This is a genomic window from Pseudomonas sp. H3_D04 (genome assembly GCF_054669175.1).
In genome coordinates, this window is sequence record NZ_CP162801.1 from 3,458,302 (window position 1) to 3,473,818 (window position 15,517).

13 protein-coding genes are annotated in these 15,517 nt (G+C 59.5%); 9 read left to right on the forward strand and 4 right to left on the reverse strand.

From position 1 onward, the window contains the following. Positions 1-66 precede the first annotated feature (66 nt). The 3 genes from AB4N91_RS16060 to AB4N91_RS16070 all read left to right on the forward strand — a co-directional run bounded on the left by AB4N91_RS16060 (position 67) and on the right by AB4N91_RS16070 (position 2,646). Positions 67-996, forward strand: a complete 930-nt coding sequence (locus AB4N91_RS16060; protein WP_008148497.1) for a LysR family transcriptional regulator — start codon at positions 67-69, stop codon at positions 994-996. Positions 997-1,197: 201 nt separating this feature from the next. Then, positions 1,198-1,599: a MerR family transcriptional regulator gene (locus AB4N91_RS16065; RefSeq protein ID WP_010458788.1), complete on the forward strand. Its 402-nt coding sequence runs from the start codon at positions 1,198-1,200 to the stop codon at positions 1,597-1,599. A 147-nt stretch (positions 1,600-1,746) separates the two neighbouring features. Continuing rightward, the gene (locus tag AB4N91_RS16070) at positions 1,747-2,646 is read left to right on the forward strand and encodes a hydroxymethylglutaryl-CoA lyase (protein ID WP_145309573.1); all 900 of its coding nucleotides are present in this window, start codon (positions 1,747-1,749) and stop codon (positions 2,644-2,646) included. A gap of 610 nt (positions 2,647-3,256) precedes the next feature. Here the strand turns inward: AB4N91_RS16070 and AB4N91_RS16075 are convergent. Next, entirely contained in the window at positions 3,257-4,954 is a 1,698-nt protein-coding gene (locus tag AB4N91_RS16075; RefSeq protein WP_460111058.1) for an AMP-binding protein, read from the reverse strand. Positions 4,955-5,247: 293 nt separating this feature from the next. Between AB4N91_RS16075 and AB4N91_RS16080 the strand changes: the two genes are divergently transcribed. The 4 genes from AB4N91_RS16080 to AB4N91_RS16095 all read left to right on the forward strand — a co-directional run bounded on the left by AB4N91_RS16080 (position 5,248) and on the right by AB4N91_RS16095 (position 11,017). Next, complete coding sequence (locus AB4N91_RS16080; RefSeq protein WP_077749759.1) at positions 5,248-6,411, forward strand: isovaleryl-CoA dehydrogenase; 1,164 nt, start codon at positions 5,248-5,250, stop codon at positions 6,409-6,411. Positions 6,412-6,516: 105 nt separating this feature from the next. Further along, the gene (locus AB4N91_RS16085; RefSeq protein ID WP_010458780.1) at positions 6,517-8,121 is read left to right on the forward strand and encodes a carboxyl transferase domain-containing protein; all 1,605 of its coding nucleotides are present in this window, start codon (positions 6,517-6,519) and stop codon (positions 8,119-8,121) included. 125 nt (positions 8,122-8,246) lie between these two features. Continuing rightward, entirely contained in the window at positions 8,247-9,062 is an 816-nt protein-coding gene (locus tag AB4N91_RS16090) for a gamma-carboxygeranoyl-CoA hydratase (protein ID WP_460111060.1), read from the forward strand. Next, complete coding sequence (locus AB4N91_RS16095; RefSeq protein ID WP_460111062.1) at positions 9,062-11,017, forward strand: acetyl/propionyl/methylcrotonyl-CoA carboxylase subunit alpha; 1,956 nt, start codon at positions 9,062-9,064, stop codon at positions 11,015-11,017. The genes AB4N91_RS16090 and AB4N91_RS16095 overlap by 1 nt, the downstream gene beginning before the upstream one ends. Positions 11,018-11,056: 39 nt before the next feature. Here AB4N91_RS16095 and AB4N91_RS16100 read toward each other — a convergent pair whose 3' ends face one another. Then, positions 11,057-11,704 (reverse strand): LexA family protein, encoded by a 648-nt coding sequence (locus AB4N91_RS16100; protein ID WP_077749758.1) that lies wholly within the window; start codon positions 11,702-11,704, stop codon positions 11,057-11,059. Between the two features lie 129 nt (positions 11,705-11,833). Here AB4N91_RS16100 and AB4N91_RS16105 point away from each other — a divergent pair, with 129 nt between their 5' ends. Both AB4N91_RS16105 and AB4N91_RS16110 read left to right on the forward strand, forming a co-directional pair. Then, entirely contained in the window at positions 11,834-12,172 is a 339-nt protein-coding gene (locus tag AB4N91_RS16105) for a DUF6124 family protein (protein ID WP_010458773.1), read from the forward strand. A gap of 483 nt (positions 12,173-12,655) precedes the next feature. Next, positions 12,656-13,807, forward strand: coding sequence for a M14 family metallopeptidase (locus tag AB4N91_RS16110; protein ID WP_010458771.1), 1,152 nt, complete (start codon positions 12,656-12,658; stop codon positions 13,805-13,807). 43 nt (positions 13,808-13,850) lie between these two features. Here AB4N91_RS16110 and AB4N91_RS16115 read toward each other — a convergent pair whose 3' ends face one another. Both AB4N91_RS16115 and AB4N91_RS16120 read right to left on the reverse strand, forming a co-directional pair. After that, positions 13,851-14,396, reverse strand: a complete 546-nt coding sequence (locus AB4N91_RS16115; protein ID WP_460111065.1) for a cytochrome b — start codon at positions 14,394-14,396, stop codon at positions 13,851-13,853. Next, positions 14,393-15,484, reverse strand: coding sequence for a catalase family peroxidase (locus AB4N91_RS16120; protein ID WP_083377183.1), 1,092 nt, complete (start codon positions 15,482-15,484; stop codon positions 14,393-14,395). The genes AB4N91_RS16115 and AB4N91_RS16120 overlap by 4 nt, the downstream gene beginning before the upstream one ends. Positions 15,485-15,517: the final 33 nt, after the last annotated feature.

Here is a 15,517-nt window from a genome sequence, read left to right on the forward strand (position 1 = left end):
GTGTATTAACATTCATCACCGATATATGATCGGCTGATTGAGAACCAACAATAAGAGTGCAGCGCAATGAATCTGAGCAAGGTCGACCTCAACCTTTTCATCGTCTTCGACGCGATCTACACCGAAGCCAATTTGACCCGAGCCGGGCAGATTGTCGGCATTACTCAGCCAGCCGTCTCGAACGCTCTGGCCCGCCTGCGCGAGACCTTCAACGACCCATTGTTCGTGCGCACGGCGCAAGGCATGGTGCCGACGCCGATGGCGCAAAACATCATCGGACCGGTGCGTAACGCGCTCTCCCTGCTGCGGGTGTCGGTGCAGGAAAGCCGGATTTTTAACCCGCTGCAAGCGGTCAAGACGTATCGCATCAGCATGACCGACCTGACCGAAGCGGTGATTCTGCCACCGCTGTTCCAGCGCCTGCGCCGCCTGGCGCCGACGGTGATCATCGAAAGCTTTCTGTCCAAGCGCCGCGAGACCACCAAGGAACTGGCGGCCGGGCGTCTCGATTTCGCCGTGGATGCGCCACTCAACACTGACCCGCAGGTGCGTCACGTCAAGTTGATGGAAGACCGCTACGTCTGCGCCATGCGCAAGGGCCATCCGCTGGCGGGCAAGGAGAAATTCACCCTCGATGATTATCTGTCGCTGACGCACATTCATATCTCCAGCCGCCGCAGCGGTCTGGGTCACGTCGACCTGGCCCTGGGGAAAATGGGCATCCAGCGCAAGATTGCCCTGCGCTCCCAGCATTATCTGATGGCGTCCCAGGTGTTGCAGCAGACCGACATGGTCATGACCGTGCCGGAGCGCTTCGCCCGTCGTCATGACCTGTATTCGGTGAACCTGCCGGTCAACGACGTGCCCCCGGTGGAAACGCACCTCTACTGGCACGAAAGCACTGACCAGGACCCGGCCAACCGCTGGATGCGCGAACAGATGATCGAGTTGTGCCAGCAAGTGACGGCGCATGAGAAGAAGCTCGATAAGGTGTAGGGCTTTGGACCGCGTCATCGTTCTTCGCGGGCAAGCCTCGCTCCCACAGGGATCTCTCACCGATGTTGTGTTCCTTGCAGATCCAATGTGGGAGCGAGCCTGCTCGCGAAGAGGCCAGCAAGGACGCCAGCAATTCACGCCCCTTGACGTAAACGTCAACCTGCCATTAGCTTAGCGCCATGACCTTCTTCGAGCGCTTCCATGAGCAGCCAGACCTATAGCATTTCAGACCTCGCCCGCGAGCTCGACATCACCACGCGGGCCATTCGCTTCTATGAAGAGCAAGGCCTGCTCAGCCCTGAGCGCCGTGGCCAGGAACGCGTGTATACGCCCCGTGACAAGGTCAGTCTGAAGCTGATCCTGCGGGGCAAGCGCATTGGCTTTTCCTTGGCTGAATGCCGCGAGCTGATCGAACTTTACGACCCCACCGGCGGCAACCAGAAACAGCTGCAAACCATGCTGAGCAAGATCGCCGAGCGCCGCGAACAGCTGGAACAGCAGATGCTCGACATCGAGCAGATGAAACTGGAACTGGACACCGCGCAGGAGCGCTGCACCCAGGCGCTGGAGCAGACGATCAAGAGCCAGCAACCCGCGCAGTAAACATTCCGGATACTTGTAGGAGCGAAGCTTGCTCGCGAAAGCGCCACATCAGTCGACACCAACGTTGAATGACATACCGCGTTCGCGAGCAAGCTTCGCTCCTACGGGATTCGCTGAACATTCAGACAATTACAGCAGGTCGATTCCATGTCCCTACCCTCTCATGTACGTTTGGTCGAAGTCGGTCCCCGTGATGGCCTGCAGAACGAAGCCCAACCCATCAGCGTTGCGGACAAGGTGCAACTGGTCGACGCGCTGACCGCTGCGGGCCTTGGCTATATTGAAGTCGGCAGTTTCGTTTCACCCAAGTGGGTGCCGCAAATGGCCGGCTCCGCCGACGTCTTTGCGCAAATCCAGCGCAAACCGGGTGTGACCTATGGCGCACTCGCCCCCAACCTGCGCGGGTTTGAGGATGCAATCGCGGCCGGGGTGAAGGAAGTCGCGGTGTTCGCCGCGGCCTCCGAAGCGTTTTCGCAACGCAACATCAATTGCTCGATCAGCGAAAGCCTGGCGCGCTTCGTGCCGATCATGGATGCGGCCAGACAACACGGCGTCAGCGTGCGTGGCTACGTGTCCTGCGTGCTGGGCTGTCCTTACGAAGGTAACGTCGCTCCCGAACAAGTCGCCCACGTCGCCCGCGAGCTTTACGCGATGGGCTGCTATGAAGTCTCCCTGGGTGACACCATCGGCACCGGCACCGCCGGCGCGACCCGCACGATGTTCGAGGTGGTGTCGGCCCAAGTGCCGCGTAAAAAACTGGCCGGGCACTTCCACGACACTTATGGCCAGGCCATGGCCAACATCTATGCCAGCCTGCTGGAAGGTATCGCGGTGTTCGACAGCTCCATCGCCGGCCTCGGCGGCTGCCCTTACGCCAAGGGCGCCAGCGGTAACATCGCCACCGAAGACGTGGTTTACCTGCTCAACGGCCTCGGTATTGAGACCGGCATTGATCTGGACGCTCTGATTTTGGCCGGCCAGCAGATTTGCTCCGTGCTGGGGCGACCGACCGGTTCGCGCGTGGCCAAGGCTCGCAGCGCACAGTGAGGCGTGCGGGTGTTACCGCTGTGTCTGAAACGTGGGGCACAAGCGAGTAACACGGAAACAAATTGTCTGGTTTCATCCGAAGGAAAAATCTTACAAAAAGTTAAATAGTTGATTTGTAAGGATTTTTTAAAGTTGGCACGGCTTCTGCTATCTCTACTGCATAACAAGAACAAAAAAAGCGGCAAACCCAATAAAAATAAGACGTAACGACTCTGACATAACAAAAACAACACGGCAGAGACGCAGCTAACAGATTTTTTTGGAGAGGATGTGCTTTTCAGGGTGCTTTTCGGAGTAACCCGCAACCGGGCAGAGAACAATAAAACTACCTTCAGGTAGCTCCCGAACTGGTTGGATCGCTCAGCGAAAAAGTAGATCAGCGCTCAAAAAAATACGTTTGCTCTTGATCCCGGATGGGGATCGACAAAAACAGCGGTAAAGGGTCACGGTCACTAAAAACAACAACAGACCGCCCCTCAATAATAAAAAAAGAGCACGTGCGACGAAAATTAAAGGGGAGCCTCGGCTCCCCTTTGTGCTTTCTGCAATCCAGGTTTTCACCACCGCCCTTGTGGGAGCCAGCCTGCTGGCTCCCACAAGGGCGAATTTGTCAGACCTGCTTTTCGCGCAATTCCTCGATACTGATCTCGCGCATCCGGAATTTCTGGATCTTGCCGGTCACGGTCATCGGAAACTCTTCCACGAACTTGAAGTAACGCGGCGTCTTGAAGTGCGCGATGCGTTCCTTGCACCACGCTTGCAGCTCTTGTTCTGTCGCACTGTGGCCCGGGTGGAATTTGATCCAGGCGACAATCTCTTCGCCATAGCGCGAACACGGAATCCCGATCACTTGCACGTCCGCCACCGCCGGATGGGTGAAAAAGAACTCTTCCAGCTCACGGGGGTAAACATTCTCACCGCCGCGGATGATCATGTCCTTGTTGCGCCCGGCGATGCACACGTAACCCTCATCATTCATGCTCGCCAGGTCGCCGGTGTGCATCCAGCCCGCCTGATCGATGGCTTCAGCGGTGCCTTGCGGGTTGTTCCAGTAACCGAGCATCACGCTGTAACCGCGGGTGCAGAGTTCGCCGATGGTGCCACGCGGCACCAGGTTGCCGGCCTCGTCGATGATCTTGCTTTCCAGCTGCGGCTGAGTCCGGCCGACGGTGGTGACGCGCAGTTCCAACTCGTCCGATGGACCGGTCTGCAACGACACGGGGCTGGTTTCCGTCATGCCGTAGGCAATCTGCACTTCGCTCATGTGCATTTCATTGATGACCCGGCGCATGACCTCGATCGGACAGGTCGCCCCGGCCATGATCCCGGTGCGCAGGCTCGACAGATCGAAGTCGGCGCGTTGAGGGTGATCGAGCATGGCGATGAACATGGTCGGCACGCCGTAGAGCGCGGTGGCTTTTTCTTCGGCCACCGTGGTCAGGGTCAGCAGCGGGTCGAACGCATCGTTGGGGTAGATCATGGTGCTGCCGTGGGTGATGCAGCCGAGATTGCCCATGACCATGCCGAAGCAGTGATACAACGGCACCGGGATCACCAGGCGGTCATGGGCCGTCAGCCCGAGGCTTTCGCCGACCATGTACCCGTTGTTGAGAATGTTGTAGTGACTGAGGGTCGCGCCTTTCGGGAAACCGGTGGTGCCGGAGGTGTACTGGATGTTCACCGCCTGATCGAAATGCAGGCTGTCCTGGCGCTCACGCAATTGTTCGGCGGACACGCTGGCGGCGAGATCGCCCAGTTGCGACCACGGCAGGAAGCCCGACGGGGGTTGTGCATCCAGACTGATGACGCCGCGCAAGTCTGGCAGGCGTTCGCTGTGCAGCTTTCCGATGGATTGCTCCGCCAGCTCAGACACCAGGCCCTGCAGCATCCCGTGGTAGTCGGAGGTCTTGAACGCACCGGCGCAGACCAGCCATTGGCAGCCGGATTGCTTCAACACGTATTCAAGTTCGGAGCTGCGGTAGGCCGGGTTGATGTTGACCAGGATCACACCGATTTTCGCACTGGCAAACTGGCTGATGCACCACTGCGCGCAATTCGGTGCCCAGATACCGAGGCGGTCACCGGTCTGCAAGCCGAGCGCCAACAGAGCTCTGGCGTGCAGGTCGACAGCCTCGGCCAATTGCTGCCAGGTGTAGCGCAACTGTTGATGGCGCACGACCAGCGCCTCCCCGGCCGGGTATTGCGCGACGGTGTTGTCGAATGCTTGACCGATGGTCATCGCCAGTAAGGCTTTTTCCTGGGAACCACGGGTATAGCTGCGCTGCGGGCTTGCACTGGGTTGATCCATGACGACCCCTATTGTCTTTATTTGCGGGTGGGCGACCCAACCTGCAGGAGCGAAGCGTGCTCGCGAAGAGGCCAGTACATTCAACACTGAAGTCGACTGATCTGACGCTTTCGCGAGCAAGCTTCGCTCCTACAGGATTTGCCGCTGTTCGATCTTGAACTGGCCCTACTGTCGCTCAAGTTGACGTTAACGTAAAGGGTGATTGACAGCCATTCGTCACAGGCTTACGTTAACGTAAAGGTGAGAGCCAATTGACGGCCTCACTAACCGACAAAAAAGCCAAAAGGTGACCCATGAGCTACCCATCCCTGAACTTTGCCCTCGGTGAAACCATCGACATGCTGCGCGATCAGGTTCAGTCCTTCGTCGCCAAAGAGATCGCTCCGCGCGCCGCTCAGATCGACATCGACAACCTGTTCCCGGCTGACCTGTGGCGCAAATTCGGCGACATGGGCCTGCTGGGCATTACCGTCGCGGAAGAATATGGCGGTGCTGGCCTGGGCTACCTGGCTCACGTGGTCGCCATGGAAGAAATCAGTCGCGGCTCGGCGTCAGTCGCCTTGTCCTACGGCGCGCACTCCAACCTCTGCGTCAACCAGATCAACCGCAACGGCAATCACGAACAGAAAACCAAGTACCTGCCGAAGCTGATCAGCGGCGAACACATTGGCGCCCTGGCCATGAGCGAACCGAATGCCGGTTCCGACGTGGTGTCGATGAAGCTGCGTGCCGACAAACGTGGCGATCACTACGTGCTCAACGGCAGCAAGACCTGGATCACCAACGGCCCCGACGCCAACACTTACGTGATCTACGCCAAGACCGACCTGGAAAAAGGCCCCCACGGCATTACCGCGTTCATCGTCGAACGTGATTCGAAAGGCTTCAGCCGCAGCAATAAATTCGACAAGCTCGGCATGCGTGGTTCCAACACCTGCGAGCTGTTCTTCGATGACGTCGAAGTACCGGAAGAAAACATCCTCGGCGTGCTCAACGGCGGCGTGAAAGTGCTGATGAGCGGCCTCGACTACGAACGCGTCGTGCTGTCCGGCGGCCCGACCGGGATCATGCAGGCCTGCATGGACCTGATCGTTCCCTATATCCACGACCGCAAGCAGTTCGGCCAAAGCATCGGCGAGTTCCAGCTGATCCAGGGCAAAGTCGCCGACATGTACACCCAACTCAATGCCAGCCGCGCTTATCTGTATGCCGTGGCCCAAGCCTGCGAGCGTGGCGAAACCACCCGCAAGGACGCCGCCGGCGTGATCCTCTACAGCGCCGAACGCGCCACGCAAATGGCCCTCGACGCGATCCAGATTCTTGGCGGCAACGGCTACATCAACGAATTCCCGGCCGGTCGTCTGCTGCGTGACGCCAAGCTGTACGAAATCGGCGCTGGCACCAGTGAGATCCGTCGCATGCTGATCGGTCGCGAACTGTTCAACGAAACGAAATAAATTTCGTCAGCGGCAGGCGGCAAGTTTCAAGCTGCAAGAGGACCGTGCTCTTGCTTCAACTTGTAGCTTGTCGCTTGCAACTCGAAGCTGCTACGGAGTAGCCCCATGATTCTGCATACCCAGCTCAACCCCCGTTCGGCGGAGTTCGCGGCCAACAGCGCGGCGATGCTCAAACAGGTCGACGCCCTGCACACCCTGCTCGCCCAAGTGCAGCAAGGTGGCGGTCCGAAGGCGCAAGAACGTCACACCTCGCGGGGCAAATTGCTGCCGCGTGAACGGATCAATCGCCTGCTCGATCCGGGCTCACCGTTTTTAGAGATCAGCCAACTGGCGGCCTACGCGGTCTACGGCGAAGACGTTCCGGCGGCGGGCGTGATTGCCGGGATCGGCCGTGTCGAAGGCGTCGAGTGCATGATCGTCGCCAACGACGCCACAGTGAAAGGTGGCTCGTATTACCCGCTGACGGTGAAAAAACACCTGCGTGCCCAGACCATCGCCCAGCAGAATCGCCTGCCGTGCATCTATCTGGTGGATTCGGGCGGCGCCAACCTGCCGCGTCAGGATGAAGTGTTTCCAGACCGCGAGCACTTCGGACGGATCTTCTTCAACCAGGCCAACATGAGCGCCATGGGCATCCCGCAAATTGCCGTGGTCATGGGCTCCTGCACGGCGGGTGGTGCTTATGTGCCAGCGATGGCTGACGAAGCGATCATGGTGCGCCAGCAGGCCACCATTTTCCTCGCCGGTCCGCCGTTGGTGAAAGCCGCGACCGGCGAAGTGGTCAGCGCCGAAGACCTCGGCGGGGCTGATGTGCATTGCAAGATTTCCGGTGTCGCCGACCACTACGCCGAGAGCGATGAACACGCGCTGGCCATTGCGCGGCGCAGCGTCGCCAACCTCAACTGGCGCAAGCTCGGCGAACTGCAGCAGCGCACACCCATCGCCCCGCTCTACGCCAGCGATGAGCTGTACGGCGTGGTGTCGGCCGACGCCAAGCAACCGTTCGATGTGCGCGAGGTGATCTCGCGGCTGGTCGACGGTTCGGTGTTCGACGAATTCAAGGCGCTGTTCGGGACCACGCTGGTGTGCGGCTTCGCGCATCTGCACGGTTACCCTATCGCGATCCTCGCCAACAACGGCATCCTGTTCGCCGAAGCCGCGCAGAAAGGCGCGCACTTTATCGAACTGGCTTGCCAGCGCGGCATTCCTTTGCTGTTCCTGCAAAACATCACCGGCTTCATGGTCGGCCAGAAATACGAGGCCGGCGGCATCGCCAAGCACGGCGCAAAACTGGTGACCGCCGTGGCGTGTGCCAAGGTGCCGAAATTCACCGTGATCATCGGCGGCAGTTTTGGCGCCGGTAACTACGGCATGTGCGGACGCGCCTACGATCCGCGCTTCCTGTGGATGTGGCCGAACGCGCGCATCGGCGTGATGGGCGCCGAGCAAGCGGCTGGCGTATTGGTGCAGGTCAAGCGCGAGCAAGCCGAGCGCAGTGGCCAGGGTTTCAGCGCCGAGCAGGAAGCCGAGATCAAGCAACCGATCCTCGATCAATACGAAGAACAGGGCCACCCTTATTACTCCAGCGCACGGCTGTGGGACGACGGCGTCATCGACCCGGCGCAGACCCGCGACGTGCTGGCCCTGGCCTTGTCCGCGTCGCTGAACGCGCCAATCGAACCGAGCCGCTTCGGCGTGTTCCGGATGTGATCCGACCCTGTAGGGGCGTGGTTTTCCCGCGAAGGCATTGGCACATCCAGCATCGATGTGACTGACAAACCACCTTCGCGGGCAAGCCTCGCTCCCACAGAATAGAGTTGTGGAGACGGACAAACATGAGCGACTTCAACACCCTCGAACTGCTGACCGACCCACGAGGTTTCGCGACCCTGTGGCTCAGCCGTGAAGAAAAGAACAACGCGTTCAACGCCGAGATGATCCGCGAACTGATACTCGCACTGGACAAAGTATCAACCGATGCCAGCCTGCGGTTTCTGCTGGTGCGCGGCCGCGGCAAGCATTTCAGCGCCGGTGCCGACCTGGCCTGGATGCAGCAATCGGCCGAGCTCGATTACCACACCAACCTCGACGACGCCCGGGAACTGGCGGAATTGATGTACAACCTTGCCAAGCTGAAAATCCCGACCCTGGCCGTGGTGCAAGGCGCGGCCTACGGCGGCGCGCTGGGCCTGATCAGTTGCTGCGACATGGCGATTGGCACCGATGACGCGCAGTTCTGTCTGTCAGAAGTGCGCATCGGCCTGGCACCGGCGGTGATCAGCCCGTTCGTGGTGCAAGCCATCGGCGAGCGCGCAGCACGCCGTTATGCCCTGACGGCTGAACGTTTCGGCGGGCAACGGGCGCGGGAAATCGGCCTGTTGTCGGAGAGCTATCCGGTCGCTGAGCTGGAGCAGAACGTGGAGAAGTGGATCGACAACCTGCTGCTCAACAGCCCGGCCGCCATGCGCGTCGGCAAGGACTTGCTGCGTGAAGTCGGCAACGGCGCGCTGACCCCGGCGCTGCGCCGTTACACCGAGAATGCCATCGCCCGCATCCGCGTCAGCCCCGAAGGCCAGGAAGGTCTGCGGGCTTTTCTGCAAAAACGTCCGCCGAGCTGGCAAGCACCGACCACCCCCAAGGAGCCGCGTTGATGAGCGCACCTGTGATTACCTCTCTGCTGGTGGCCAACCGTGGCGAAATCGCCTGCCGGGTGATGCGCACCGCCAAGGCGTTGGGCCTGACCACCGTGGCCGTGCACAGCGCCACTGACCGCGACGCCCGGCACAGCCGCGAAGCGGATATCCGCGTCGACCTCGGCGGCAGCAAAGCCGGTGACAGCTATCTGCAAATCGATAAATTGATCGCTGCGGCCAAGGCCAGCGGCGCTCAGGCGATTCACCCCGGTTATGGCTTTTTGTCCGAGAACGCCGGGTTCGCCCGCGCCATTGAAGACGCTGGCCTGATCTTCCTCGGCCCGCCCGCCTCGGCCATTGACGCGATGGGCAGCAAGTCGGCCGCCAAAGCCTTGATGGAAACTGCCGGCGTGCCCTTGGTGCCCGGCTACCACGGCGAAGCCCAGGACTTCGATACCTTCCGCGATGCCTGCGAACGCATCGGTTATCCGGTGTTGCTCAAGGCGACAGCGGGTGGCGGCGGCAAAGGCATGAAAGTGGTTGAGGACGTCAGCCAGCTGGCCGAAGCCCTGGCCTCGGCGCAGCGTGAAGCAAAATCCTCGTTTGGCGATTCGCGGATGCTGGTGGAGAAATACCTGCTCAAGCCGCGTCATGTGGAAATCCAGGTGTTCGCCGATCAGCACGGTAACTGCCTGTACCTCAATGAACGTGACTGCTCGATTCAGCGTCGCCATCAGAAAGTCGTCGAAGAAGCGCCCGCTCCCGGCTTGAGTCCGGAACTGCGTCGCGCCATGGGCGAAGCTGCCGTGCGTTCGGCACAGGCCATCGGCTATGTCGGCGCCGGCACCGTGGAGTTTTTGCTGGATTCGCGCGGCGAGTTTTTCTTCATGGAGATGAACACGCGTCTGCAGGTCGAGCACCCGGTCACCGAAGCGATCACCGGCCTCGATCTGGTGGCGTGGCAGATTCGTGTGGCGCGCGGTGAAGCGTTGCCGATGACTCAAGAGCAGGTTCCGTTGATCGGCCATGCAATTGAAGTGCGGCTGTACGCCGAAGACCCGAGCCATGATTTCCTGCCGGCCACCGGGCGCCTGGCGTTGTATCGCGAATCGGCCGAAGGTCCGGGACGTCGGGTCGACAGCGGTGTGGAAGAAGGCGACGAGATCTCGCCGTTCTACGACCCGATGCTCGGCAAGCTGATTGCCTGGGGCGAGGACCGTGAGCAGGCGCGGCTGCGATTGTTGAGCATGCTCGATGAGTTTGCGATCGGCGGGCTGAAGACCAACATCAACTTCCTGCGCAGGATCATCGCTCACCCGGCATTCGCTGCGGCAGAACTTGATACGGGGTTTATTCCGCGTTATCAGGAGCAATTGTTGCCAGAGCCAGCGGACCTCAGTGACGAGTTCTGGCAAGCCGCTGCTCAGGCGTTTGCCCAGAGCCAGCCAGGTTCTCCGCGCGCTGATGACCTGAGCTCGCCTTGGGCTGTGGGCAATGGTTTTCGTGCTGGACTGCCGAGGGAAATCACCCTCCACCTCAGTTGTGAAGGACAAGACCGGGCGCTGACGCTGGGTAACGTTGATGCCCACACCGCACAGCTCAAGGGCGAACAGCTGCTGACCGAGCACAACGGCGTACGCCGCCAGCACCGGGTCATTCGCCGTGGCGAGGTTGTGTATCTGCAGTGGGAAGGGGAATTGCGCCGCATCGAGGCTTACGACCCGATCAGCGCCGTCGAAGCCAGTCACAGTCATCAGGGTGGGCTCACCGCGCCCATGAACGGCAGCATCGTGCGCGTGCTGGTCGAGGCTGGGCAAACGGTTGAGGCCGGTGCGCAACTGGTGGTGCTGGAAGCGATGAAGATGGAGCACAGCATTCGCGCGCCCCATGCCGGGGTGATCAAGGCGCTGTACTGCCAGGAAGGCGAGATGGTCAGCGAAGGCAGTGCGTTGGTCGAACTGGAAGAAGCGTGAAATGAAGATCGGTCCTACGCATTGCGAGGACCGATCTGATTAGAATTTGGCCGTTGCCTGAACCACCACGCCGAGGATTCGACACTCTTCGGTGAAAAGGGCTTTCGGATATGTCGGATTGAGCGGGACCAGGTAACGCTGCCCGCCCTCTTCGATCAGCTTGCGAAAGATCGCTTCAACACTGCCCGCCCATTGCGCGATCACCAGCTTTCCGGGTTCCGGCACAATGGCCGGGTCCACCAGGATCATCATGCCTTCGGCAATGCTGATTCCGCTGGGCGCGGTCATCGCGTCGCCGACCACCTCGAGCCAGAAGGCCGCGCCCTGAGCGTGGTAATCGGTCAGTTCGAAACGCGGCTTGCCGTAGACCGATAGCTCACCGTCACGCAGCTGCGCAGGCTCGCGCCAGTCACTGACCGGGTAACGGAAGTACGGGTTGTACTTTTGCGTCAGGGGCATCTCGTCGTCCGGTACGACCAAAGGCTCCCGAATGACCATCGCCACTTCCAGAAAATCCATCCCGAGCGCCCGCAAGACACGATTCATGTCTTCGATGCTCGGCTGACGGCGCTTATTCAGCCAGTGACCCACACCGCCCTGGGACATCCCGAGGCGATCGGCGAGTACTTCCTGAGTGACTTTCAACTCACTCATCTTGGCTTTGACCAACTCAATCCATTTATCCATGGGCGGCACGATACGTGGCGGACTCCGGGCAACAAAACACAAATTGTAGTATTTAAATTCTCGTCACAAATACAGTTAGTACTAGGATTGGTTCACGGATCTGAATCTATCACGGAGCTTGCCATCGCCATGACGTTACCCCGCAATGACCTGTCGGATATGCAAATGGACACCACCCTCACCTCGCCCAAAGGCAACGCCGCCGCGCAAAAAGCCTTGGACTATTACTTGAAACCAACTGTGTCAGAAGCGGTGGTCGAGGAGCGATTTTTTGATGTGAACCCTGCGGTCAGCGGTGAAGAAGCGCTGGTGCATGCGTCGGATCTGTTGCGCTGTGCCGCAGCGACCGCCTACGAGTCGGCCAGCAACTTGCACGGCGCAAGTCGGGACCTGGCCTTTTCGACAGTGCATATGATCGATATGGCCAAGGCGATGATTGATCGTTCTTTACAGGGTCAGCGCGTTTGAGCCGGACGCACTTTTGAGGAAAGACGGGAAAGAATTTTCCAATCGAGCAGATAAAATCATTTGACTTGCAAACGAGAATGATTATTATTGCATGCAGCTGATCGCGAGATCAGTCGATGGACCAAGAGACCTTAGGTCGGTCTCCTGGACTATCTCCTCATCAGGCTAATCACGGTTTTTGACCCGGCTTTTTGCCGGGTCTTTTTTTTGCCAGTTATTCTGGCTTTGGCTTCAGGCTAATGAAGTCTTCAGGTGTTGCGAATTCGATTGGCGCGGATGATATCAAAAGAATATCCACTGGCAAGAGAAGCCCGGCATCATTGGCCCAAACTAATGAAAAATAGCGCTTGAGAATCAATCACACAGTCTCTAAGCTGCGTCTGCGTCAAGGAAGACGCCCCCTTTTACCCCGCAATTTCCCCCGGTTTTTCCCTTCCCAGCGTGTAAAGTAGCAGCCATAAAAATCATATTCAGGAATCGACTATGACCGTGGCTAAATCCTCATTCGACATCAGCGCAAATTTCGACAGCGGCAACATTGAAGTGCTGGACATCAGTAATCCACTTCAAGCCCTGCTGGCCATCAAACCGGACACCCGCAGCCAGCATTTCCAGTGGTTTCATTTCAAGGCCAGCGGTCTGCATGTCGGTCAGGAGCACTGGTTTCGTCTGAACAATGCCAGCAAATCCTCGTACAATAAGGCTTGGGACGGTTATCAGGCGGTGGCGTCCTACGACCACGTCAACTGGTTCCGCGTACCGACCATCTTCGAAGGCGATTGCCTGCGCTTCAGCCTCGAAGCGACGGCCACCCACGCCTGGTTTGCCTACTTCGAACCCTACAGCCGTGGCCGTCACGACTGGTTGATCGAACAGGCGCTGACCAAGGCTGGCACCGAACTGCTCGCCACCGGCAAAAGCGTGGAAGGTCGTGACATCCAGTTACTGCGTAAAGGCAGCGGCGCCGAAGGTCAGCGCAAAGTCTGGATGATTGCCCAGCAACACCCCGGCGAACACATGGCCGAATGGTTTATGGAAGGCGTGATCGAACGCCTGGAAAAGCACGACGACCCGGTACTGAACAAACTGCTGGCCAGCGCCGACCTGTACCTGGTGCCGAACATGAATCCGGACGGAGCCTTTCACGGTCACTTGCGCACCAACGCCATGGGCCAGGACCTCAATCGCGCCTGGCAGAGCGCCAGCCAGGACATCAGCCCGGAAGTGCTGTTCGTTCAGCAGCAGATGGAAAAGTACGGCGTCGACTTGTTCCTCGACATCCATGGCGATGAAGAAATCCCCTACGTATTCACCGCCGGTTGCGAAGGCAACCCGGGCTACACGCCGCGGATCGAAAAACTCGAAGAGCATTTCCGCAGCCATCTGAAACACCTGACCAAGGACTTCCAGACCAAGCACGGCTATACCCGCGACGAACCGGGCAAAGCCAACATGACGCTGGCCTGTAACAGTGTCGGTCAGAAATTCGACTGCCTGTCGCTGACCCTGGAGATGCCCTTCAAGGATAACAACGATGCGCCGAACGCCTTGACCGGCTGGTCGGGCAAGCGCTCCAAGCAGTTGGGCAAGGACGTGCTGACGACCGTTGCCGATATGATCGATACCCTGCGCTGATCGCCCTCGATGGCTGCATGCCCGGCATGCAGCCGTGATGCCTTCAGCCGCGATCCTTCCCGCGCAACATGCTGTCCAGCACATCATCACGCCGCACCCAACCGTGAAACAACGCTGCCGCCAGATGCAGCAACACGGTCAGAAACAGCAAGTACGCCAGATACCCGTGAGCCTTGCGCAAAAACGCAAACATCTGCGCATTGGCGGGCAGGATCGACGGCAACTGGAACGAATTGCTGAGCATCACCGGATCCCCGGCCGCTGAAATCATCGCCCAGCCCAGCAGCGGCAAAATGAACATCAGTGCGTACAACAAGACATGCGAAGCCTTCGCCGCCAGTGCCTGCCATCCGGGCAAATCCGCCGGCAACGGTGGTTGCCGAGTGGAAAAACGAACGACCAGGCGCACGATCACCAGCAGCAGAATCGCAATCCCCAACGGTTTGTGCAGATGGATCAGCCACTCATGCCGCTCGGACACCGAGGCCACCATGCCTGCGCCGATAAACAGCATTGCAATGACCATCAGCGCCATCAGCCAATGCAGCAGCCGCGCCAACGGCGCGAAATGATTCGATTGAGCACTCATTGATGAGCCTCCTGTTTAGCGTTGGCGGCAGGCAACTGTTTGACTTCACTGGTGCGGCGCAGATAGGAACTGGCGTACCCCGCCGAGCGAGCGGCGAGCAATGGGTCGTCGGAGCCTTCGATACCGGCCGGCAATACGAGCGGGTCATAGTTGATGTCGCGGCATTCGCCATCGAGTTGCGGCTGGGTGCGTTCCAGCACCAAGGTGCCGGCATTCACCACTTTGCGACCGTCAGGCCAGGCCTTGCTGGCGTCGTTGACCGGATCACCGGGGTTAGCCAGGGTAATGTTCAACTGCCAACGCAGCGGCCCGGCGGATAAACGCTGAACCAGGTCTTTTTCAAGAAAGTCTGCCCCTTCAGGCGCCGTGGCACCCGCAGCATCCTGCGCTATCGGTGTCATGCTCCAGCGCACCGCTTGGCGCTGGCCGGCCGCGTTCACCAGGTAAAACGCGTTAACGCTGTTGTACGTCTCCGTCGCATAGCTGGCCGAAGGCTTGGCCGTCTTGATCCAGGCCAGGAATGGCGCGGCTTCCGGGTGAGCTCCAAAGAACGCCGGAACCGCCGCAGGATTGGGCTTGCCGGTGGCCGGATCCGGCGATTGCGCTTGCTGCAATTGATAGAACGCTTCAGGCGTACCCACCGGGAACACCGGCATGCTGTTCATCCCGGTGCGCCATTGCTGGCCGTTGGCCTGGGTAAAACGCAACGCCATGCTGCGGATCGGCACGCTGCTGTCCGGCGCGTAGGGATTACCCGCAGGCAAGGCAAAACGCCCGACCACAGGGGTCTGCGCCTCGTTGAAGACCTGGGCGCTGGAATAGCTGCGCGCCTCGCCACTGCTTTCGAAATGCCCGATCACGCACACCCCTTTTGAGTGGTTACGGCGAAATCCGGGGTGCACGCCGTTGTTGGTTTCCAGCACATTGATCAGCTTTTTCGGCGTCAGGCGGTGCGGGTCGAGCGTGCCGTTGACGTAGGCAAAAGCACCGGCCAGCGCCGCGACTACCACGGCAATGCCGCCCAGGCGTAACGTCAGGCTTGCAGCACTCAGCGGTGGCCGGGTGGGCGGTGATGAACGATCTACCATGAATGACTCCAGGGCCATCGGCCACAAGTGAGA